The sequence below is a fragment of the Nocardioides sp. genome, from assembly GCF_031397825.1.
Lineage (GTDB): Bacteria > Actinomycetota > Actinomycetes > Propionibacteriales > Nocardioidaceae > Nocardioides.
The window spans coordinates 1-21,135 of sequence record NZ_JANNML010000104.1; the positions used below are offsets into that span (position 1 = coordinate 1).

The 21,135-nt window shown below is 71.8% G+C and carries 22 protein-coding genes; 8 read left to right on the plus strand and 14 right to left on the minus strand.

The window, feature by feature from the left end; genetic code table 11:
• Nucleotides 1-125: 125 nt before the first annotated feature.
• The gene (serA, locus tag RMN98_RS09050) at nucleotides 126-1,772 is read right to left on the minus strand and encodes a phosphoglycerate dehydrogenase (protein WP_309648487.1); all 1,647 of its coding nucleotides are present in this window, start codon (nucleotides 1,770-1,772) and stop codon (nucleotides 126-128) included.
• 161 nt (nucleotides 1,773-1,933) lie between these two features.
• On the opposite strand from serA, the gene RMN98_RS09055 reads away from it, so the two are divergent.
• From RMN98_RS09055 to RMN98_RS09070, 4 genes are read left to right on the plus strand one after another with little or no spacing between them, the layout of a single operon-like run.
• On the plus strand, nucleotides 1,934-3,517 hold the full coding sequence (locus tag RMN98_RS09055) for an ABC-F family ATP-binding cassette domain-containing protein (RefSeq protein WP_309648488.1): 1,584 nt from the start codon (nucleotides 1,934-1,936) through the stop codon (nucleotides 3,515-3,517).
• Between the two features lie 5 nt (nucleotides 3,518-3,522).
• Complete coding sequence (locus RMN98_RS09060) at nucleotides 3,523-4,059, plus strand: GNAT family N-acetyltransferase (RefSeq protein WP_309648489.1); 537 nt, start codon at nucleotides 3,523-3,525, stop codon at nucleotides 4,057-4,059.
• A gap of 9 nt (nucleotides 4,060-4,068) precedes the next feature.
• Nucleotides 4,069-4,464: a pyridoxamine 5'-phosphate oxidase family protein gene (locus RMN98_RS09065; protein WP_309648490.1), complete on the plus strand. Its 396-nt coding sequence runs from the start codon at nucleotides 4,069-4,071 to the stop codon at nucleotides 4,462-4,464.
• Between the two features lie 10 nt (nucleotides 4,465-4,474).
• Nucleotides 4,475-4,858, plus strand: a complete 384-nt coding sequence (locus RMN98_RS09070) for a VOC family protein (RefSeq protein ID WP_309648491.1) — start codon at nucleotides 4,475-4,477, stop codon at nucleotides 4,856-4,858.
• A 291-nt stretch (nucleotides 4,859-5,149) separates the two neighbouring features.
• On the opposite strand, the gene efeB is transcribed toward RMN98_RS09070, so the two are convergent.
• From efeB to RMN98_RS09090, 4 genes are all read right to left on the minus strand, one after another.
• Complete coding sequence (efeB, locus tag RMN98_RS09075; protein ID WP_309648492.1) at nucleotides 5,150-6,421, minus strand: iron uptake transporter deferrochelatase/peroxidase subunit; 1,272 nt, start codon at nucleotides 6,419-6,421, stop codon at nucleotides 5,150-5,152.
• 2 nt (nucleotides 6,422-6,423) lie between these two features.
• Nucleotides 6,424-7,599, minus strand: coding sequence for an iron uptake system protein EfeO (gene efeO, locus RMN98_RS09080; RefSeq protein WP_309648493.1), 1,176 nt, complete (start codon nucleotides 7,597-7,599; stop codon nucleotides 6,424-6,426).
• Nucleotides 7,596-7,895: an FTR1 family protein gene (locus RMN98_RS09085; RefSeq protein WP_309648494.1), complete on the minus strand. Its 300-nt coding sequence runs from the start codon at nucleotides 7,893-7,895 to the stop codon at nucleotides 7,596-7,598. Before RMN98_RS09085 ends, efeO begins: the two co-directional genes overlap by 4 nt.
• A gap of 88 nt (nucleotides 7,896-7,983) precedes the next feature.
• Nucleotides 7,984-8,703, minus strand: coding sequence for a DsbA family oxidoreductase (locus RMN98_RS09090; protein ID WP_309648495.1), 720 nt, complete (start codon nucleotides 8,701-8,703; stop codon nucleotides 7,984-7,986).
• A 135-nt stretch (nucleotides 8,704-8,838) separates the two neighbouring features.
• On the opposite strand from RMN98_RS09090, the gene RMN98_RS09095 reads away from it, so the two are divergent.
• Nucleotides 8,839-9,738, plus strand: a complete 900-nt coding sequence (locus RMN98_RS09095) for an ATP-binding cassette domain-containing protein (protein ID WP_309648496.1) — start codon at nucleotides 8,839-8,841, stop codon at nucleotides 9,736-9,738.
• A complete protein-coding gene (locus RMN98_RS09100) occupies nucleotides 9,735-10,562 on the plus strand; it encodes an ABC transporter permease subunit (protein WP_309648497.1) in 828 nt (275 codons plus the stop codon). Before RMN98_RS09095 ends, RMN98_RS09100 begins: the two co-directional genes overlap by 4 nt.
• Before the next feature lie 92 nt (nucleotides 10,563-10,654).
• On the opposite strand, the gene ilvC is transcribed toward RMN98_RS09100, so the two are convergent.
• The 6 genes from ilvC to RMN98_RS09130 all read right to left on the minus strand — a co-directional run bounded on the left by ilvC (nucleotide 10,655) and on the right by RMN98_RS09130 (nucleotide 16,596).
• Nucleotides 10,655-11,683 carry a ketol-acid reductoisomerase gene (gene ilvC, locus RMN98_RS09105; RefSeq protein WP_309648498.1) on the minus strand — a complete coding sequence of 343 codons (1,029 nt, stop codon included), beginning with the start codon at nucleotides 11,681-11,683 and terminating at the stop codon, nucleotides 10,655-10,657.
• 59 nt (nucleotides 11,684-11,742) lie between these two features.
• On the minus strand, nucleotides 11,743-12,288 hold the full coding sequence (gene ilvN / locus RMN98_RS09110; protein WP_309648499.1) for an acetolactate synthase small subunit: 546 nt from the start codon (nucleotides 12,286-12,288) through the stop codon (nucleotides 11,743-11,745).
• The gene (locus tag RMN98_RS09115) at nucleotides 12,285-14,024 is read right to left on the minus strand and encodes an acetolactate synthase large subunit (RefSeq protein WP_309648500.1); all 1,740 of its coding nucleotides are present in this window, start codon (nucleotides 14,022-14,024) and stop codon (nucleotides 12,285-12,287) included. The genes ilvN and RMN98_RS09115 overlap by 4 nt, the downstream gene beginning before the upstream one ends.
• 271 nt (nucleotides 14,025-14,295) lie before the next feature.
• Nucleotides 14,296-14,994 carry a 4a-hydroxytetrahydrobiopterin dehydratase gene (locus RMN98_RS09120; RefSeq protein WP_309648501.1) on the minus strand — a complete coding sequence of 233 codons (699 nt, stop codon included), beginning with the start codon at nucleotides 14,992-14,994 and terminating at the stop codon, nucleotides 14,296-14,298.
• Entirely contained in the window at nucleotides 14,991-15,407 is a 417-nt protein-coding gene (locus tag RMN98_RS09125; RefSeq protein WP_309648502.1) for a VOC family protein, read from the minus strand. The genes RMN98_RS09120 and RMN98_RS09125 overlap by 4 nt, the downstream gene beginning before the upstream one ends.
• Before the next feature lie 10 nt (nucleotides 15,408-15,417).
• Entirely contained in the window at nucleotides 15,418-16,596 is a 1,179-nt protein-coding gene (locus RMN98_RS09130; protein WP_309648503.1) for an FAD-binding domain-containing protein, read from the minus strand.
• A gap of 166 nt (nucleotides 16,597-16,762) precedes the next feature.
• Between RMN98_RS09130 and RMN98_RS09135 the strand changes: the two genes are divergently transcribed.
• Together RMN98_RS09135 and RMN98_RS09140 are read left to right on the plus strand one after the other, a co-directional pair.
• Entirely contained in the window at nucleotides 16,763-17,419 is a 657-nt protein-coding gene (locus tag RMN98_RS09135) for a Pr6Pr family membrane protein (protein WP_309648504.1), read from the plus strand.
• A gap of 9 nt (nucleotides 17,420-17,428) precedes the next feature.
• On the plus strand, nucleotides 17,429-17,770 hold the full coding sequence (locus RMN98_RS09140; protein ID WP_309648505.1) for a UBP-type zinc finger domain-containing protein: 342 nt from the start codon (nucleotides 17,429-17,431) through the stop codon (nucleotides 17,768-17,770).
• A gap of 3 nt (nucleotides 17,771-17,773) precedes the next feature.
• Here the strand turns inward: RMN98_RS09140 and RMN98_RS09145 are convergent, their stop codons facing one another.
• The 3 genes from RMN98_RS09145 to RMN98_RS09155 all read right to left on the minus strand — a co-directional run.
• On the minus strand, nucleotides 17,774-18,787 hold the full coding sequence (locus RMN98_RS09145; RefSeq protein ID WP_309648506.1) for an LD-carboxypeptidase: 1,014 nt from the start codon (nucleotides 18,785-18,787) through the stop codon (nucleotides 17,774-17,776).
• 4 nt (nucleotides 18,788-18,791) lie between these two features.
• Entirely contained in the window at nucleotides 18,792-19,994 is a 1,203-nt protein-coding gene (locus tag RMN98_RS09150; protein ID WP_309648507.1) for an aminotransferase class V-fold PLP-dependent enzyme, read from the minus strand.
• Nucleotides 19,995-20,014: 20 nt separating this feature from the next.
• The coding region (locus tag RMN98_RS09155; RefSeq protein ID WP_309648508.1) for a hypothetical protein at nucleotides 20,015-21,135 on the minus strand (1,121 nt) is incomplete at its 5' end.

Below are 21,135 nucleotides of genomic sequence, written 5' to 3' on the forward strand. Positions count from 1 at the left end.
GGGTTCTCGTCGCGGCTCGGCCCGGGTGATGGTGGCCTGCCCCGACTGGGAATGGGCGGGAGTTTTTCGACCTCGTGGGTACTCTGTCGGTCTAAAACGTCCCGCACTATCCGGGCCGAGGACCCTCAGACCAGGTCGACCGCACGCACGCTGGAGGCGTCCATGGCGGTCTCGATCTCGGCGAGCGTCACGGGGGCGATGGCGGAGTCGACGGAGAGGGCGACGAGGGCCTGGCCGCCCTTGGCGTCGCGGGCGACCTGCATGCCGGCGATGTTGACGCCGGCGTCGCCGAGGACCTGGCCGACGGTGCCGACCATGCCCGGGCGGTCGGCGTAGGTGAAGAACGCGAGGTGGTCGGTCGGCTCGATGTCGATCTCGAAGCCGTTGACCTCGACGAGGCGCTCCTTCTGGTTGATCCCGACGAGCGTGCCACTGACCGAGACCTGCGAGCCGTCGGCCAGCGTGCCACGCAGCGTGATCAGGTTGCGGTGGTCGGGGCTCTCGGAGTCCAGGACGAGGCGTACGGCGGTCCCGCGCTCGGCCGCCAGCAGCGGCGCGTTGACGTAGGACACCTGGTTCTCGACGACGTCGGTGAAGACGCCCTTGAGGGCCGCGAGCTCGAGCACCTTCACGTCGAACTCGGTGATCTCGCCCCGCACCTCGACGTCGATCTGCTGGGCGACCTCGCCGGCCAGGGCGGTGAAGACGCGACCGAGCTTCTCGGTGAGCGGGATGCCGGGGCGCACGTCCTCGGCGATCACGCCGCCCTGCACGTTGACCGCGTCGGGCACGAGCTCGCCCGAGAGCGCGAGGCGCACCGACCTGGCGACCGCGATGCCGGCCTTCTCCTGGGCCTCGTGGGTCGACGCGCCGAGGTGGGGTGTCGCGACGACGTTCTCGAGCTCGAAGAGCGGGCTGTCGGTGCAGGGCTCCTGGGCGAAGACGTCGAGGCCGGCGGCGGCGATGCGGCCGGTCTTGAGGGCGTCGTAGAGTGCGGCCTCGTCGACGATGCCACCGCGGGCGGCGTTGACGAGCACCAGCGACGACTTGGCCCTGGCGAGCTGCTCGGCACCGATCAGGCCGACGGTCTCGGGCGTCTTGGGCAGGTGGACCGACATGAAGTCGGCCTCGGCGAGCCATGTGTCGAGGTCGACGAGGCGCACGCCCATCTGGGCGGCACGACCGGCCTGCACGTAGGGGTCGTAGGCCATGACGTTCATCCCGAAGGCGCTCAGGCGCTGCGCGACGAGGACGCCGATGCGACCGAGTCCGACGATGCCGACGGTCTTCTCGTAGAGCTCGATGCCGGTGTACTTCGACCGCTTCCACTCCCCGTCGCGCAGCGCCGCGTGGGCCGGCGAGACGTGGCGGGCCGCGGCGAGCATCAGCGCGACGGCGAGCTCGGCGGCGGAGACGATGTTGGAGGTCGGCGCGTTCACGACCATCACGCCCGACTGGGTCGCAGCCCGCACGTCGACGTTGTCGAGGCCGACCCCCGCGCGGGCCACGACCTTGAGCCGCGTGGCGGCGGCGAGCGCCTCGGCGTCGACCTTGGTGGCGGAGCGCACCAGCAGCGCGTCGACGTCGACGATGGCCGCCAACAGCTCGGCCCGGTCGGCCCCGTTGCAGCTGCGGATCTCGAAGTCCGGTCCGAGCGCCTCGACGGTGGCGGGGCTGAGCTCTTCGGCGATGAGTACGACGGGCTTGCTCACAGCGGTGTCCTCGAGGTTGGTGCCGGGGATGGAGGGCGCACGACGCTGTGCGGGCGTCACGTTACCTGACCGTCACGCTCGAAAACCCGTCGCGCACGCCGGGTGGGACGTCTATCGTCGCCGTGTCCTGCCCCCGCTCCGAGGTGGTCCCGCGTGCTGCTCTGAGGTGCCGTCCCCGCGCCAGTGCCTGGCGTCTCGACCCCACCCTGCTCGGAGCCCGCATGTCCGCTGTCATCACCTTGTCCTCCGTCGGCTTCCACTGGCCCGACGGCACCCCGGTCCTCGACGACCTCGACCTCCTCATCGCGCCCGGCCGCACCGGCCTCGTCGGCATCAACGGGTCCGGCAAGTCCACCTTGCTGCGCCTGGTCGCCGGTGCGCTCACACCCAGCAGCGGCCACGTCACGGTGGCCGGCGAGGTCGGTTACCTGCCCCAGGACCTCACCTTGCGCACCGACCAGCGCGTGACCGACTTCCTCGTCATCGCACCCGTCCTGGCGGCGATCGCCGCCGTCGAGGCCGGCTCGGTCGACCAGGCCTGCTTCGACGTCATCGGCGACGACTGGGACGTCGAGCACCGTGCCGTGGCCGAGCTCGCCCGGCTCGGTCTGCCCGTGGACGTGCTGGGTCGCACGATGGGCGAGCTGTCCGGTGGCGAGGTCACCCAGCTCGGCCTGGCGCGGCTCCTCCTGCAGCGGAACGACGTGCTCCTGCTGGACGAGCCGACCAACAACCTCGACGCCCCCGCCCGTGAGCGGCTCTACGACGTCGTCGACGGCTGGACCCGCACGCTCGTCGTCGTCAGCCACGACCGCGAGCTGCTCGAGCGCGTCGACCGGATCGGTGACCTGCGGGGCGGTGCCGTGCGGTGGTACGGCGGCGGGTGGTCGTCCTACGCCGCACAGGTCGCGGCGGAGCAGGAGGCCGCGGAGCAGGCCGTGACGGGCGCGCGCTCCGACGTGCGGCGCCAGCGGAGCGGCCAGCTCGAGGCCGAGCGCCAGCTGGCCCAGCGGCGACGGGTCGCCCACCGGGCCGAGCAGTCGACCGGGCTCGGCAAGGCCCAGGTCAACTACAAGAAGAACCAGGCCGAGCGCTCCGCAGCCGGGCTGCGCGGGGTGCACCAGGCGCGCCTGGAGTCGGCCCGCGAGCGCCTCGACGAGGCCGAGTCACGGCTGCGGGAGGACCGGGAGATCCGCATCGACCTGCCCGGCACCGAGGTGCCGCGCGGGAGCAGGGTGCTGACCACCGACGGGCTCGTCCTCCGGACAGGGGCGCGCGTCGACCTGGAGGTCCGCGGCCCGGACCGGGTCGCCCTCGTCGGGCGCAACGGCAGCGGCAAGACCACGCTGCTGCACACGGTCGCCGGCCGGCTGGCTCCGCTCGGCGGGACGGTCGAGACCCACGTGCCGGTCGGGCTGCTCCCCCAGCGGCTCGACCTGCTCGACGACGACCTGTCCGTCGTCGCCAACGTCGCGGCGCGAGCACCCGGCGTCGAGGACAACGCCGTGCGGGCGAGCCTGGCGCGCTTCCTCTTCCGCGGAGCCGCTGCCGAGCGTCTCGTAGGCGTGCTGTCCGGCGGCGAACGGTTCCGCGCGACCCTCGCGGCGGTCCTGCTCACCGCTCCCGCGCCCCGCCTCCTGCTGCTCGACGAGCCGACCAACAACCTCGACCTGCCGTCGTACGACGCGCTGGTGTCGGCCCTCGCGTCCTACCGCGGCGCGCTGCTCGTCGCCAGCCACGACGAGCGCTTCCTCGCCGACGTCGGCGTCAACCGCATCGTCGACCTCGGCGACCTGACAGGGTGAGGCGCGTGGACCTCCAGACGGAGCGGCTCCGGCTGCGCTCCTTCACCCCGGACGACGCGGGCTTCGTGCTCGACGTCCTCGGTCGCGCCGACGTGGTGCGCTGGCTCGACGACGGCGAGCCGCAGCTGATGACCGACCTCGACGCCGCCCGCGCCAAGATCGCCTTCTGGGCCGAGCTGGAGCCGCCGCTGCACCAGTGGGCGATCGAGGTGTGCGCCACCTCCGCGGTGGTCGGGTGGGTCTGCCTGGTGCCGGTCCCCGACTCCTCTGGGTCAGGCTCCGGAGGCCTGGTCCAGGTCGGGTGGACGCTGCACCCCGACGCCCACGGCCACGGCTATGCCACCGAGGCGGCCCGGGCCGTCATCGCCCACGCGCACGCCGCCGGTCTCGACGAGGTCCGGGTGCTGATGATGGTCGACAACGAGGCGTCGGTGCGGGTCGCCCAACGGCTCGGGCTGCGCGACCTGGGCATCACGGACCAGTGGTACGAGTCGCCCTCGCGGATGTTCCTCGCCACGCCCGCACGTCACGAGCGGTCCTAGTCTGGCTCCATGGCCATCGCGGACGAGCAGTTCATCTCCTTCACGACCTTCCGCCGCACCGGCGAGGCCGTCTCGACTCCGACGTGGATCGTGCCGGTGAGCGACGGCCGCATCGGCTTCTGGACAGCGATGGGCACGGGCAAGACCAAGCGCCTGGCGCACACGCCCCGGGTGCTGCTGCAGGCCTCCGACCGCGTGGGCAAGGTCAAGGACGGCACCACGCCCGTCGAGGGCACAGCCGAGATGGTGCGCTCCGGCGCGCTCTTCGACGAGGTGCAGGGCCGGGTGCGGGCGAAGTACGGCTTCATGACCACGCTGACCAAGGCCCTCTCCAGGCTCGGGCCTCAGGGCCGCAAGGGCCTGACGTACGCCGACACGGTCGTGCTCGTCCGCCTCGCCGAGTAGGTTGCCGCGCATGGCGACCCACTGGACCCTGGGCTGCGACGCGGCCGACCCGCAGGCGATCGCGGCCTTCTGGGCGCTGGCGCTCGGCTACGTCCCCGAGCCCGGCTTCGACGAGCCCGACAACGCCTCGATCATCGACCCGGCCGGCGTCGGCCCGGCCATCGGCTTTCTCCTCGTCCCCGAGCCCAAGACCGCCAAGAACCGGATGCACGTCGACGTGCGCGTCTCCGGGGAGCCGCCGTGGGACATGGCCGAGCGCGAGTCGCTGATCCGCGCCAAGGTGGCCGAGCTGGTCGCCGCCGGCGCGACCGAGGTGCGCTCGGAGAGCTACGACGGCGCGCTCGGTCACGTCGTCATGCTGGATCCCGAGGGCAACGAGTTCTGCGTGGCGTGATCCTGGCGCGTGCTCGTCAGCCCGATGCTCGATCCCCGCTGGCGTGGACTGGCGGGCAGGCCCGGCTCCGCGTGGTCAAACGATTGACCATGGCCCGTCCGACCACACCGCCCACCAGGGCTGACGGCACCGCGAGACACCCTCAACGGGCGCGTCCGGACGCGACGACCTGTCCGATTCCCACTCCAGCGGACCCTGGGCGGAGCGAGACGTGGGCCGCTCGGCCTCGACGAACTGCTCCACGTCGTAGGTCTGGATGCGCGCGTCCAGGTCTGTCTGGTTCACATCGGCTCAGGCGAAGAGCGCCTGCCCGAGGTACTCGTCAGGACCGACCCCGGGTGGCACGGCGAAGAGAGCGGAGCCGGTCGTCTTGAGGTACTCCATCAGCGCGTCGTGCTTGGCCATCGCGTTCTGCACCGGGATGAAGCCGGTGCGCGGGTCGCGGACGTAGGCGACGAAGAACAGCCCGGCGTCCAGCCCGCCGAGGGCGTCGGTGCCGTCGACGAAGGTGTAGCCGCGGCGCAGCATCCGCGCTCCCTCGTGCTGGTCAGGATGGACGATCCGCACGTGGGCGTCCGTGGGGATGATCGGGCCCCCTCGGCCCGGCATCTCGAAGTCGGGCTCCGAGAACTCCTCGCCGCCCGACAGCGGCGCGCCGGTGCCCTTGGTGCGTCCGACGAAGGCCTCCTGGTCGCCCAGCGGCTGGCGGTCCCAGACCTCGATGGTCATGGTGATGCAACGCGCGACCAGGTAGGACCCACCGGCCAACCACGGGGCGGCTGCATCGTCGGTCGGCCCGACCCACACGTGGTCGTCGAGGGCCGCTGCCTCCTCCGCCTTGACGTTGGCCGTGCCGTCCTTGAAGCCGAAGAGGTTGCGCGGGGTGTCCTGGGAGACCGACGTCGACGACGTACGTCCGAAGCCCAGCTGGGACCACCGCATGGAGGTGGTGCCGAAGCCGATGCGCACCAGGTTGCGCACCGCATGCACGGCGACCTGGGGATCGTCGGCGCACGCCTGGATGCACAGGTCGCCGCCCGAGCGGGCCGGGTCGAGCAGGTCGGCCGGGAAGTGCGGCAGGTCGCGCAGCGCCGCGGGCTGCCGGTCGGCGAGGCCGAAGCGGTCGCGCCCGTCGGCATCGCGGAAGAGCGAGGGACCGAAGCCGAAGGTGATCGTGAGTCCACTCGCCGACAGGCCGATCGCCTCGCCGGTGTCGTCGGGCGGCAGGTCGAGCGAGCCCTCGACGGGGCCGATGTCGCCGGCCGGCAGCCCCGCTGTCATCCGCTCGGCCGCGAGCGTCCATGCCTGCAGCAGCGTGACGAGCTCCTCGCGCGAGTCCGTGACGACGTCGAGCGCGGCGAAGTGCAGCCGGTCCTGCGCCGGCGTCACGATGCCCGCCTGCCGCACCCCCCTGAACGCGTACGACGGAGCCCGCGACGCGGTCGCGCCGCCGGCGGGGGCTGCCTCGTCGGCCGTCGCGCGGCCGGTGACGAACGCGCCGGCCACCCCGGCGGCGGCGACTCCCCCACCGAGCAGCCCCCGACGGGAGACCTGACCGGCCACCATCAGGAGAGCACGGCCGCGGTCAGGCGCGAGAGCGGCTCGGACAGCGCGTTGACGGCGTCGGAGAGGGCCTTGACCTCGTCGGCCGACAGCTCGTCGTAGTAGCGGAAGCCGTCGGCGGTGCGCTGCGCGTCGAGCAGCACCTGCAGCTCGTCGAAGCGGTCGGTCAGCTGGGCGGCGAGCTCGGGGTCCTTGGTCTCGAGCAGGGGCGCGACCCCGTCGAAGCCGACGCGGGCGCCGTCGATGTTCGCCTGGAAGTCCCACAGGTCGGTGCGCGACCAGTACTCCTCCTCGCCGGTGACCTTGCCGGTCGCGACCTCCTCGAGCAGGCCGCGCGAGCCGTTGGCGATCTGGTCGACGGTGAAGGTCAGCTCCTGGAGCCGGCCGTCGAGGGTCACGGTGTTGGCGAGCAGGTCCTGGGCGTAGGTCTCGCGCTCGGCAGACGTCAGCGGCGTGTAGTCGGTGGCGCGGGCGGGCCACAGGTCCTTCTCCAGCAGGTGCCAGCCGGTCCACTCCTGCCCGGGCTCGAGGTCGGCCTCACGGGCGTCCATCCGGGGGTCGAGGTCGCCGAAGGACTCAGCGACCGTCTCGATGCGCTCCCAGTGGGTGCGGGCGTCGGCGTAGAGCGCGCGGGCGCCGTCGTCGTCGCCGGCCTCGTAGCGCCCGACGAACTCGCGGGTCTTGACCAGGAGCTGGTCCGACTGGTCCTGCACGTAGGCGGCGTAGTTGGCCTGCGCGGCCCGGATCAGCCCGTCCTCATCGGTGCTGACCTCGACCGCCTCGTCGGAGGCGGTCACGGTGAAGTCCGAGCGGATGCCGTCACCGGTCATGCCGGGCTTGCAGGCGGTGACATAGCTGCCGGCGGGCACATTGGCGACGAGCGCGCGGGTGATGCTGGGCCCGACGTTCTCGACCTCGGCGACGACGCGCAGGCCGTCCTCGGCCAGCAGGTAGAACTCGGTGACCTGCGTCCCCGAGTTGGTCACGTCGAAGCTGAGGGTGCCGGCGGGCGCCTCGGTCGCCGAGAGGTCGCAGGCCTCGTCGGAGGAGTCGACGGCGAGGGCACGGGCGTCCCCGTTCTCCCCCGAGGAGGTCGGGGCCGTGCTCTCCCCGCCGCAGGCGCCCAGGGCGGGCCCGGTGACGAGCAGGGCGGCGGTGATCCAGGACAAGCGCTTCACGGGGTGCTTCCTCCGATGACAGTGGGTGCGGGTGCGGGTGCGGGTGCGGGGGCAGGACGGCCGGCGGGCGCGCTCGAGCGGCGCCGCGCAGAGCGGAGGAAGAGGACCGAGACGGGGACGACGTACAAGGTCCACGCGAGCGTGTGGAGGCCGGGCAGGAAACCCGCCTCCTGGAGGTCGTGGACGCCATAGGCCAGGTGTCGACGGCCGGACGTGACGACGTAGGCGACCAGGATGCTGACGACGAGGCTCGCCTCGAGCCCCTCGCGCAGTCCGATCAGGTAGTGGGCGAGCACCCAATGAGGATACTCTGATGAACTTAGGTTTGCCTAACCAAAGTGAGGGTGCCCTCACTTCGTGAGCCGCCCGGCGTCCGGGCCGCGGTCAGATCGCGCAGCCGTCCGGGCCGCACGCACCGTCGCCGGCGCCGTCGGCGCCGCCGACGACCTGCAGGCTGGGGCGCGACTCCGCCCAGGCCTGCTCGAGCACCTGTGTGAAGGCCTCGGCCGGCTGCGCGCCCGAGATGCCGTAGCGGGCGTCGACGACGAAGAACGGCACGCCCGTGGCGCCGTAGGCCCGCGCCTGCGCGACGTCGGCGGCGAACGCCTCGGCGTACTCCTGCGAGGCGAGCACCTCGTCGACGCGCGCGGCGTCGAGACCGACCGACCGCGCGGCGACGCGCAGCACGGCGTGGTCACCGACGTCCTCCGCGCGCGTGAAGTACGCCGCCAGCAGGGCCTCCTTGAGCTCGCGCTGCAGCGGCGGTCCCCCGGCGTCGAGGGCGAGGTGGAGCAGGCGGTGTGCGTCGACGGTGTTGGTGTGCACGTTGTCGAAGAGGCGCATCTCGAGGCCCTCCTCGGCGGCGGTGTCGATCAGGCCCGTCATCATCTGGCGCATCTCGTCCTCACTGCGTCCGTACTTGCGCGACAGCGTGACCAGCGTCTTCTCGGTGCCGTGGTGGGGCGCGGAGGGGTCGAGCTCGAAGGAGCGGTAGACCACCTCCACCTCGTCGGCGTGCTCGAAGGTGGACAGGGCCGTCTCCAGACGGCGCTTGCCCACGTAGCACCAGGGGCAGACGACGTCGGACCAGATCTCGATGCGCATGGGGGGCCAACGCCGACGACGACCGCGATGTTCCGGCCTCGGGGTCAACCCCGAGACCGGACCGAGGGTCGCTCCGGGGGTGGGCTCAGCAGTCTCCCCGATGTGCCGAGGGCCCCGTCCCGCGAGGCTCGTCCCATGATCACCGTCGAGTCACTCAGCAAGTCCTACCGCGGGTTCACCGCGGTCGATGACGTCTCCTTCACCGCCCACGCCGGGCGCGTGACCGGCTTCCTCGGCCCCAACGGGGCCGGCAAGTCCACCTCCATGCGGATCATGGTCGCCCTCACGCCCGCCTCGTCGGGCTCCGCCACGGTCCTCGGCCGCCGCTTCGCCGACCTGCCCGATCCGGGCCGCGAGGTGGGCGTCCTGCTGGACGCATCCGCGCAGCACGCCGGTCGCACCGGCCGCGAGATCCTCACCATCGCGCAGCGGACCATGGGGCTCCCCCGCGGTCGCGTCGACGACATGCTCGAGCGGGTCAGCCTCACCGACGCCGAGTCGCAGCGTCGGGTGCGCCACTACTCCCTCGGCATGCGCCAGCGCCTGGGCATCGCCACGGCCTTGATCGGCGACCCCGAGGTGCTGGTCCTCGACGAGCCCGCCAACGGCCTCGACCCAGCGGGCATCCGCTGGATGCGCGACCTGCTCCGCGGCTACGCCGACGCCGGCGGCACGGTCCTGCTCTCCTCGCACCTGCTGCACGAGATCGAGGTGATCGCCGACGACCTCGTGGTCATCGGCCACGGCCGGATCGTCGCGCAGGGCACCAAGGCCGAGCTGCTCGCGGCTGCCGGCACGGTCGTCCGCAGCGCCGACACCGCCGGACTGACCGCCGCGCTCGAGGCCGCCGGCCTCAGCCCCACGGCGTACGACGGCGGCGCGCTGCGCACCGACGCCGACCCCTCGCTCGTCGGCTCGATCGCGCTCGCCGCCGGCGTGGCGCTGACCGAGCTGCGCAGCGCCGACGGAGCCGGGCTCGAGGAGATGTTCCTCGAGCTCACCGCAGACACCCAACGAGAAGGAGCAGCGGCATGAGCGTCGTCACCACCGTCGAGCCCATCCGGACCACCGGCACCCCGGCATCGACCCGCGCGCCACGACCTGTCCCGCCGCGGACGCCCACCAGCCGGATCCTGGGCGTCGAGCTGCGCAAGATGTTCGACACCCGCTCCGGCTTCTGGCTGCTGGCCAGCATCGGCATCACCGCGGTCCTGGCCACGGGAGCGGTCATCGTCTTCGCGCCCGACGACCAGATCACCTACGACAACTTCGGCGCTGCCGTCGGCGTGCCGATCGCGATCCTGCTGCCGATGATCGCCATCCTCTCCGTCACCAGCGAGTGGTCGCAGCGCAGCGGTCTGACGACCTTCACGCTCGTGCCGCACCGGTCCCGGGTCGTCCAGGCCAAGCTCGTCGCAGCCATCGGCGTCGGCGTGGCCTCGATGCTCGTCGCCGTCGGCGTCGGCGCTCTCGGCAACCTGCTCGGTGCTGCGATCACCGGCAACGACGCGGTGTGGGACATCTCGGCCACCCACATGGCCTACATCGTGCTGGCCAACGTGCTCGGCATGCTCGTCGGCTTCATGCTCGGCGTCCTGATCCGCAGCTCCGCCGGTGCCATCGTGGGCTACTTCGTCTACTCGTTCGTCCTGCCGACGCTGTCGATGCTGCTCGCCGCCAACGCAGCCTGGTTCGAGGACCTGCAGCTGTGGGTGGACTTCAACTTCGCCCAGGGCGCGCTCTTCGAGGGCGACATGACCGGCGAGGCCTGGGCCCAGCTCGGCACCGCCGGGCTCATCTGGCTCGTCGTCCCGCTCGCGGTCGGGCTCCGGCTGGTCCTGCGCTCCGAGGTGAAGTAGCCCGAGTCGGCGCGATGTTGCACCCGGAATGCCGAGTCGGCGCATTGTTGCACACCACTGCTGCAACATCGCGCCGACTCGGCATGAGTAGGTCAGCGGGCGGACGTGCCCTCGACGTAGTCGGAGTCGTGCGACTTGACCCACGCCATGAGCTTGCGCAGCTCGCGACCGGTGGTCTCGATCGGGTGCGCCTCACCGACCTTGCGGAACTCGGTGAACTCCGGCGAGCCGTTGTCCATGTCGGCGATGAAGCGCTCGGCGAACGCACCGTTCTTGATGTCGTCCAGAACCGCGACCATGTTGGCCTTGACGTCGGGCGTGATGACGCGGGGCCCGGAGACGTAGTCGCCGAACTCGGCGGTGTCGGAGACCGACCAGCGCTGCTTGGCGATGCCGCCCTCGTACATCAGGTCGACGATGAGCTTGAGCTCGTGCAGGCACTCGAAGTAGGCGACCTCGGGCTGGTAGCCGGCCTCGGTCAGGACCTCGAAGCCGTACATGACCAGCTGCGAGGCACCGCCGCACAGCACGGCCTGCTCGCCGAAGAGGTCGGTCTCGGTCTCCTCGGTGAAGGTGGTCTTGATGCCGCCGGCGCGCAGGCCGCCGATGCCCTTGGCGTAGGACAGCGCGAGGGGCCAGGCGTTGCCGGAGGCGTCCTTCTCGACGGCGACGAGCACGGGCACGCCGCGGCCGTCGACGTACTCACGACGCACGAGGTGGCCGGGGCCCTTGGGGGCGACCATGAAGACGTCGACGCCCTCGGGGGGCGTGATGTAGCCGAAGCGGATGTTGAACCCGTGGCCGAAGACCAGGGTGTCGCCCTCGGCGAGGTGAGGAGCGATCTCCTCGGCGTAGAGCTTGCGCTGGTGCTGGTCCGGGGCCAGGATCACGATCACGTCGGACTCCTCCGCGGCCTCCGCGGGGGTCATCACGCGCAGGCCCTCGGCCTCGGCCTTGGCGCGGCTCTTGGAGCCGGGCTGCAGACCGATGCGGACGTCCACGCCCGAGTCGCGCAGGGAGAGCGCGTGCGCGTGGCCCTGGCTGCCGTAGCCGATCACCGCCACGTTCTTGCCCTGGATCAGGGACAGGTCGGCGTCGTCGTCGTAGAACATCTCAGCCACGTCGGGCTTCTCCTTCTGGTTGTTTCACTCTGGGGTTCTGTACGCCGCGAGGTCGCGGCTCAGCTCACGATGGCAGGTGGTGCGGGGATCGCGACCGGACGCAGGCTGCGCTCGGAGATGGAGCGGGAGCCACGGCCGATGGCGACCTGGCCCGACTGCACGAGCTCGCGCACCCCGAAGGGCTCGAGGACGCGCAGGAAGTCACCGATCTTGGCGGTGTTGCCGACGATCTGGATCGTCACGGCGTCGTTGGCCACGTCGATCACCTTCGCACGGAAGAGCTGGACGGTGTCGAGGACCTGCCCCCGGGTCTCGGCGTTGGCCGCGACCTTGACCAGGACCAGCTCGCGGTTGACCGACGCCTGCGGGTCGAGCTCGACGATCTTGATGACCTCGACGAGCTTGTTGAGCTGCTTGGTCACCTGCTCGAGCGGGGACTCCTCGACGTTGACGACGATCGTCATGCGCGAGACCTCGGCATGCTCGGTCGGGCCGACCGCGAGGGAGTCGATGTTGAAGCCGCGGCGGCTGAAGAGACCGGCGATGCGAGCCAGGACACCGGGCTTGTTCTCGACCAGGACGCTGAGGGTGTGGGTGGTCGTCACAGGTCGTTCTCCTCGAACTCCGGCGCCAGGTCGCGGGCGTACTTGATGTCGTCGTTGCTGGCTCCGGCGGCGACCATCGGCCAGACCATCGCGTCGCGGTGGACACGGAAGTCGACCACGACCGGCACGTCGTTGATCTCCATCGCCTTGCGGATGGTGGCGTCGACGTCGGCGGGGTCCTCGCAGGCGAGCCCGACGCAGCCGTAGGCCTCGGCGAGCTTGACGAAGTCGGGGATCCGCTTGGACTCCAGGTCGGTGTTGGAGTAGCGCTCGTTGTAGAAGAGCGTCTGCCACTGGCGCACCATGCCGAGCGACTCGTTGTTGATGATCGCGACCTTGATCGGGATGTCGTTGATCGCGCAGGTGGCCAGCTCCTGGTTGGTCATCTGGAAGCAGCCGTCACCGTCGATGGCCCAGACCGTCTGGTCGGGACAGCCGACCTTGGCACCCATGGCACCGGGGACCGCGAAGCCCATGGTGCCGAGGCCACCGGAGTTGATCCAGGTGTTGGGCTTCTCGTAGCTGACGTAGTGCGCCGCCCACATCTGGTGCTGGCCGACCCCGGCGGTGTAGATCGTGTCCTCGCCGGAGATCTTGCCGAGCCGCTCGATGACGTATTGCGGCGAGAGCCCATCGGCAGGCGTGTCGTAGCCGAGCGGGTACGTCGTCTTGACACCGGCCAGGAACTCGACCCACTGCTCGTAGTCACCGGTGTTGCCCGCGTCGGCCTCGGTCTGCAGGGCGATGACCAGGTCGCTGATGACCTCGCGGACGTCACCGACGATCGGCACGTCGGCATGGCGGTTCTTGCCGATCTCGGCGGGGTCGATGTCGGCGTGGATGACCTTGGCGCCAGGAGCGAAGGACTCGAGCTGCCCGGTGACCCGGTCGTCGAAGCGCGCTCCCAGGCTGATGATCAGGTCGCTCTTCTGCAGCGCCGCGACCGCGGCCACGGTGCCGTGCATGCCGGGCATGCCGAGGTGCTGCGGGTGGCTGTCGGGGAACGCGCCCCGCGCCATCAGCGTGGTCACGACCGGCATCCCGGTGAGCTCGGCCAGGACCCGCAGCTCCTTCGACGCGCGGGAGCGGATGGTGCCGCCGCCGACGTAGAGGACCGGGCGGCGCGACTCGAGGATCAGCCGGGCGGCCTCGCGGATCTGCTTGGCGTGGGGACGCGTCACGGGGCGGTAGCCCGGCAGGTGCAGCTCGGTGGGCCACTCGTAGGTCGTCGTGGCCTGGAGTGCGGACTTGGCGACGTCGACGAGGACCGGGCCGGGGCGGCCCGTCGACGCGATGTAGAAGGCCTCTGCCACCGTCCGCGCGATGTCGTCGGGGTTGGTGACCAGGAAGCTGTGCTTGGTGATCGGCATCGTGATGCCGCGGATGTCGGCCTCCTGGAAGGCGTCGGTCCCGATCGCGCTGGCGGCGACCTGGCCGGTGACGGCCACCATCGGCACGGAGTCCATGTGGGCGTCGGCGAGCGGGGTCACGAGGTTGGTCGCTCCGGGACCCGACGTGGCCATGCAGACGCCGACCTTGCCGGTGGCCGAGGCGTAGCCCTGGGCCGCGTGCCCGGCGCCCTGCTCGTGACGCACCAGGATGTGGCGGATCGAGGAGTCCATCAGCGGGTCGTAGGCCGGGAGGATGCAGCCCCCCGGGATGCCGAAGATGTTCTCCGTCCCGGCTGCTTCCAGCGACTTGATCAGGCTCTGCGCGCCTGTCATCTGCTCGCTCATCAGGTTGTCATCCTTCGTGGTGGTCTGGCCCGTCCCGACAACGGCTCGTCCTACAACTGTGCTTCCAACAAAAAACCCCTCGGTTGCCTGGGCAACGAGGGGCGACGCGCTGGCTGATCGAGTCAGCTGGCGCGTCCAGTGCGTACAAGAAGGTCGAGAAGCATGGGCCAACCGTAACGCCGCGGGTGTCGTGCCGTCATCCGAGTGTGACAGGCGTCCCACATCGCGGGACGCCGGTCCCACCATGTGAATCGTGCGGGTCGTCAGGACGTCAGGCGGTGGCCGAGCGACCCACCCAGGTCGTGAGGCAGACCTTGTTGCCCTGGGCGTCGGCCAGCACCCAGAAGGACGGCGCCCGCTCGTCGCTGACCAGGGTGCCGCCGGCCTCGAGGGCGCCGGCGATGCGCGACTCGACCTGCTCGGGCGGGATGCGCAGGTCGAGGTGGAAGCGCTGGGCGGGCTCGTCGTGCCGCTCGGCCTTCTGGAACCAGATGGTGGGCCGGGTGCCGTCGGGGTCGACCAGCTCGTCGTCGTGGGCCTGGGTCGCCTCGTAGCCCAGGACGGCTGCCCAGAAGGGCTTGATCTCCTCGTGGTCCCACGTGTCGAGGCCGAGCTCGAGCACCCGGGTGGCGGCCGGCGCGGCCTTGGCGCCCAGCGAGCCGGCGAGGTCGCTGATGCGGCGGGCGAGGTCGATGTCGCGGCTCGTGACGCCGCCGACGTCGTGGCTGGTCAGCCGGACGTCGACACGGGGGTAGGACAGCTCGAGGTCGGGGTGGTGGTCCATCTCCTCGGCCGCCGCCCCGATCTGGTCGACGAGCGCCAGCCCGGTCGCGAAGTCGCCGGTCTCGAAGCGCGCGTGCAGCGAGGAGAACATCAGCCGCCAGTCCTCCAGCAGCGCGGTCTCGACGTCGTGCCCGTCGAGCACGCTCTTCGGGTCGGTCTTCTCGTCGGTCTTCTGGTCGTCGCTCATGGCAGCACCACCTGTCCTATCGGTCCGGGGTTGAAGGCGATCTCCCACCGATACCCGTCAGGGTCGCCGAAGTAACCGCTGTAGCCACCCCAGTCACGCTCGAAGGGCTCGCTGACGGGGTCGGCGCCGGCGGCGCGCGCGGTCGCGAGCACCGCGTCGACCTCGTCGTGGGTCGCGACGTTGTGGGCGAGGGTCACGGGCACGACGCCCGGGCCACGCACGATCGGGCCGACCTCGGCCTCGAACTCCGCCGCCAGCCACAGCGAGAGCACGAGGTGCTCACCGGTCCGGATCATCAGGACCTCGCCCGGCACGTCCAGCGCGGCCGACCAGCCGAGGCCGTCGACGTAGAACGCCCGGGACGCGTCCAGGTCTGCCACGGCGAGCGTGACGAAGCTGATCCGAGGGTCCATGCGCTCCAACCTACGCCGGGTCGCCGACACCCTTGCGCCACGCGGTGTAGGACCGCACCGGGGCGCGCCGGGGCCGCACCAGCCACGGCCACGGGTGCACCTCGACCGGGTCGAGGCGGGCGGCCAGGCGCGTCCACCCCGGCACCGGTGCGTACGTCGTGGCGAGGGGCAGGTCGGCCAGCTCGACGTCGACGCGTCCCCGGCGTACCTCGAGGGGGCGGGTCGCGGCCAGGTCGCCGAGGGTCTCGGCGAGGAAGACCAGCCGCTTGCCCGAGAGCCGCAGCCGGCGCAGGAGCGGCTCGTCGAAGACGAAGACGGCCGGCCGGTCGTCGGCGGCCGCCAGCGCGGGGTCGGTGACGCCCAGCGACTCCGCCGTCAGCCAGACGACCTCACCACCGGCACCCTCGACCTCCGTCGGCCCGCCCGGGATCTCGGCGGCGCCGAGGTAGGGGCCGTCGACCTCGGGCCCGAGGTCGGCGTCGGGCCACTCGGGGATCGGGCAGGAGCGCGAGAGCGCGCACGAGTCGCACAGACCGGGTGAGCGCTTCTCGACCTGCCAGCGGCTGAAGCCGTAGGGCTTGCCGCTGCCGGTGCCGACCGTCCACTGCCAGCCGAGCCGATTGGCGGCGCGGGACCCGTCGAGGAGGTGGACGAACATCGCGTCCTCCCCCGCGCGCCAGGGTGCACCGGCACGCACCGCCCACTGCGAGGCCATCCACATCCGGACCTGGTTGACCATCCAGCCGTCGCCGCGCAGCTCCTCCATCGCGGATCCGACGCAGGCCATCTGCGCGGGCCACCGGTCGTCCCACGGCCGGCTCGGGGTCGGCTGGGCGTGACGCAACGGCTCGCCGAGCGCGGTGCCGACGCGGGCGTAGAGGTGCCGGGCGTACTCCTGCCAGAGGAGCTCGTAGCGGTACTTCTCGCGGTCGCGCGACGGCGCGTCCGACACCGCGTCCCAGACCTCGCGCAGGCTCAGCAACCCGTGACGCAGGTAGGGCGACAGGCGCGTCGCCCCCCGCTTCTCGACCGGGAGGACCGTGCTGCGGTCGCGCGCGTAGCCGGACACGTCGAGGCCGGCGAGCGCCGCGTCGGCGGCGACCTGGCCGCCCCGGATCGCACCGGGCCGGATGCCGTCGGCGCCCTCCAGGGCCAGGTCGCCGAGGTGCGCGGCGACCCAGCTCGCCACGTCTCGGGGCGTCGCTCCCGCGCCCGGAGCAGGTGGTGGGGGCAGGATCATCGGGGGCCTCCGGTCATGGTGTCGAACCGGCCGTGGTCGTGGGATGTGGGCACGTCGAGAGCGTAGGTCGGGGGCACCGACGCCGCCGGCGCGTCGGACGCCCTACGCTCGCGCCATGAGGCTCGACAGCCGCACCGCGCAGCGGTGGCACGCACTGACCGCCGCCGTCGCTGTCACGGCGCTGGTCCTGCAGCTGGTCCTGATCGTCATCGGCAACCCGGTGCTCGACGAGGTCGAGCCCCCGGGCCTGGCGATGCGCGTCTACCGCTTCTTCGCCTACTTCACGATCCAGAGCAACCTGCTGGTCGCCGTCGCAGCCGTCACCCTGGCGCGCGACCCCGCGCGCGACGGCCCGACCTGGCGCGTCGTCAGGCTCGCCGGCATCGTCGGGATCGCGATCACCGCCGTCGTCCACTTCTTCCTGCTGCGTCCGCTGCTGGACCTGGAGGGCTGGGACTGGGCCGCCGACAAGCTGCTGCACATGGTCGTGCCCGCGCTGGCGGTCGTCGGCTGGCTCGCCGTCGGACCACGCCCCCGGGTCACGTCACGGGTCGTGTGGCTGGCGCTGCTCTTCCCGTTGACGTGGGCCGCGTGGACGCTGAGCTTCGGCGCGTTCGACGGCTGGTACCCCTACCCGTTCCTCGACCCCGACGAGGAGGGCTGGGCTGCCGTGCTGGTCGCCGTCGTCGGCATCACCGGGATGTTCCTGGCGTTCTTCGGCGCGGCCGCGTGGTGGGACCGACGCTCGCCAGCGCGGCCCGAGGTGCCCTAGCGTCGGGGCATGACCGCAGGCATCGACCCGAGCGTCCCTCCCAGCGGCACCGGGTGCCTCGAGTGCGACGACGCCGGCGGCTGGTGGGTGCACCTGCGGCGCTGCGCCCAGTGCGGCCACGTCGGCTGCTGCGACTCCTCACCGGCCCAGCACGCCTCCGCCCACTTCCGCTCGACCGGGCACCCGGTGATGCAGAGCTTCGAGCCGGGCGAGGACTGGTTCTGGGACTTCACCACCGACGCCGGTTTCCTCGCCGACCCCCTCGCCCCACCCACCTCCCACCCCGAGGACCAGCCCGTCCCCGGCCCCGCCGGGCGCGTCCCGGCCGACTGGCAGGACCACGTGCACTGACGCTCAGGCCAGGGTCTGGGTGATCTCGCGGCGCCGGTCGTCGACGACGACGCGGGCGAGCGCGCCGTTGACCAGGGGGAGGAACGGCTGCGCGTGCCCGCACTCGACGTCCAGGACGATCGGGACGTCCAGCATGCCGAGGGCGTCGATCACGGCCTCGTGCTGGCTGAGGTCGTCGAAGCCCTTGGCGCGGGTGCGTCCGATGAGGATCGCCTCGGCCTCGGCGAACCACCCGGCGTAGCGCAGCCCGTGGAGGATGCGGGCGACGTCGTAGGAGGGGTAGTCCGCGACCTCGAGGTAGACGATCAAGCCCTGGTCGGCGTGCTCGCGACCGAAGGCCGGGACGTCGCCGTAGGGCGTGCCGGCGAGCGCGGTCATGATCTCGACGCACCCACCGACCAGGCGGCCGGTGACGTCGAGCCCGCCACCGCCGACGAGCGTCCAGGATCCCTCGCCCTCCAGCGTCATCGTCGAGACGCCCGGGTCGCCGGCGTAGTCGTCCCAGCCCGCGTCGCGGAAGCGCCCGGGACTGGTCTGCACGAACGGCTCCGTGGCCGACGCGACGTCGACCCAGTGCAGGAGGCCCTCCGGCGGCACGTAGGGCGTGTCCATCAGGTTGCTGCCGTGCAGCGTCGCCCAGCCCAGGCGCAGGGTCAGCGGCAGCATCCACGCGGTGGAGTCGCTGAAGCCGACGGTCCAGGTCGGCTCCGCGGCAGCCAGCGCGTCCCAGTCGAGCTCGTCGAGCAGGTCGATCGCCAGCTCGCCGCCCCAGGGCGGCACGACGGCGCGGATCGCGGGATCGAGGAGCATCGACATGAGCTCGGCGGCGCGGCGCTCCTTGGGGGCCGAGGTGACCCGGTCGGCGGACATGCACTCACCGACCACGACCTCGAAGCCCCGCTCGCGCAGGGAGGCGACGCCGGCCTCGAGACGTGGCCACAGCCGCTCGCTCACCCCGCTCGACGGTGAGGTGACCCCGATCCGGTCGCCCGGCTGCAGTGCGCGTGGGAAGAGCATCGGCTCAGCCTGTCAGGCCCTCCAGCACGACGCGAACCGCCTCCAGGCCGGCCTCCACCTCGGCGTACGACGTCGAGAGGGGTGAGAGCCCGATCCTGAGGCCGTGGGGGTCGCGGTAGTCGGGGATGACGTCCTGCGCCCACAGTGCGGCGGTGGCCTCACGCATGTGCGGGTGGTTGAGCGTGACGTGCCCACCGCGCCACGCGGCCTCGCGTGGGGAGGCCACCGTCACCCCGGGGAGGAGGGCGTCGGCCACGGAGATGGTGTGCTCGGTGAGCCCGACCGACTTGGCACGGACGGCCGGCATGCCGACCTCGTCGATCAGCGCCAGCATGTCCTGCATCGCGAGCATCCCGATGATCGGCGGGGTGCCCGACAGCATCCGCTGGATGCCGGGGGCGGGAGCGTAGGTCGGCCCCATCAGGAAGGGGTCCTGGGCGCCCATCCAGCCCTGGATCGGCTGCTCGAGCTCGTCGAGGTGCCGCGCGGCGACGTAGACGAAGGCGGGGGCACCGGGGCCGCCGTTGAGGTACTTGTAGGTGCAGCCGACGGCCAGGTCGACGTCCCACGCGTCGAGCTCCATCGACACCGAGCCGACCGAGTGCGAGAGGTCCCACAGCACCAGGGCGCCGGCGTCGTGGGCGATCTGCGTCAGCCGGGGCGCGTCCGCGAGGTGGGCGGAGCGGTAGGCGACGTGGCTGAGCACGACCAGGGCCGTCTGCGGGCCGACGGCCGCCGCGAGCAGGTCGGCGGTGACCCCGGAGCTCGTGTCGACGTCGATCCAGCGCAGGGTCAGCCCGCACTCGCGGGCGACGCCGTCGGCGAGGTAGCGGTCGGTCGGGAAGTTGTCGCGGTCGATCACGATCTCGGTGCGGCCGGGACGGGCCGCGACGGCGGCACGCATCGCCTTGTAGAGCAGCACGGTCGTCGAGTCGCCGACCGCCGTCTGCCCCGGCGCTGCACCGAGGGCGATGCGCCCCAGCTCGTCGCCGATCACCCGCGGCAGGTCGAACCAACGCTCGTCCCAGCCGCGGATCAGCCGCCCGCCCCACTCCTCCTCGACGAAGGCGGACAACCGGGGTCCGGTCGCCGCGAGCGGCCGGCCGAGCGAGTTGCCGTCGAAGTAGACCAGCGGGGTGTCGGCGCCGACGAAGCGCGCGCGCAGCGGCGCGAGCGGGTCGGCCTGGTCCAGGGCGGCAGCGGTCATGGGCTGTTTCTACACCTGCCTCACTGGAAGGAGATGAGCCGGACCCGAGGACGGATCCGGTGCACCTCGCGCGGTCCCATCCGGTTGACGTCCTCGTCGTAGAACAGCTTGAAGCCCATCGTGAACTTCTCGGGGAAGGCGACGACGCCGTAGGTCGCCAGCTTCTCGCGCTGGTTGCCGAAGCCGTCGACGTGCTGCACGAGCGCGAGCCGCGGCCGCTGACGCACCTTGTCGATCCGCTCGACCATCGACGTGCGGAACTGGTGGAGCACGAAGAGCTTCTCCGGCAGGTCGCGCTCCACCGTCAGCCGCGACAGCCACGCCGAGGTGCGGTTGACCTCGAACGCGCCGACCGACCCGATGACCGTGCCCGGGACCTCGCGCCGCTCCATGCGCCACTCGGGGTCCAGCGCCAGCCCCACGTGGGGGTAGCGCAGCGCCCACTCCCACCGCTTCGCGACGTCGAGGAAGTCGGCGCGACCCGGCTGGAGGTCGAGGAGCACCAGCGCCCCCTGCCGGCGCGCGGCCTCGACATAGCGGCGTACGGCGGCGGGGTCGATGTCGTGGCTGTAGTCGCCGTCGGGTCCGGGGGTGCGGTCGGCGATCGTGACGATCAGCTCGTAGACCGGCTGCACCGGGGCGCCCGGCCGGGCGTAGGGCCGTGCTGCCCGCACCAGCCGCCGGTGCGCCTCGGGGATGGACGTCTCCCCCAGCACTCCGAGCGCCCCGGTGCCGGCGGTGCCGTAGTAGGCGACCAGGAAGTGGTTGCCGCCGAAGACCGTACGGCGACCGCCCGGCAGCGTCGCGCCGCTCACCGGCGCCGGCTCAGCCGGCTCAGCCGGCTCAGCCGGCTCAGCCGGCTCGGACGTCTCGGGCTCGGCCGGCTCCTCGGCAGGGGCCTCCGTCGGCGTCGGCGCCTGCGCCGGCGTCCCGACCGGGGCGGACGACCCGCGCGGCTCGACGTTCTCCACCGGCCCGGGCTGCGGCGGCGCGATCACGTCGGGGTGTGCGACACCCCACGCCACGGCGATCAGCGCCGCCATGACGAGGAACACCAGGAAGAGCTGGGGGCCGCTCCGACCGGGCTGCGAGGTGGTCATCGGCGGGTCACGGAGCAGGGTCGGGGTCGTCGTCGAACGCC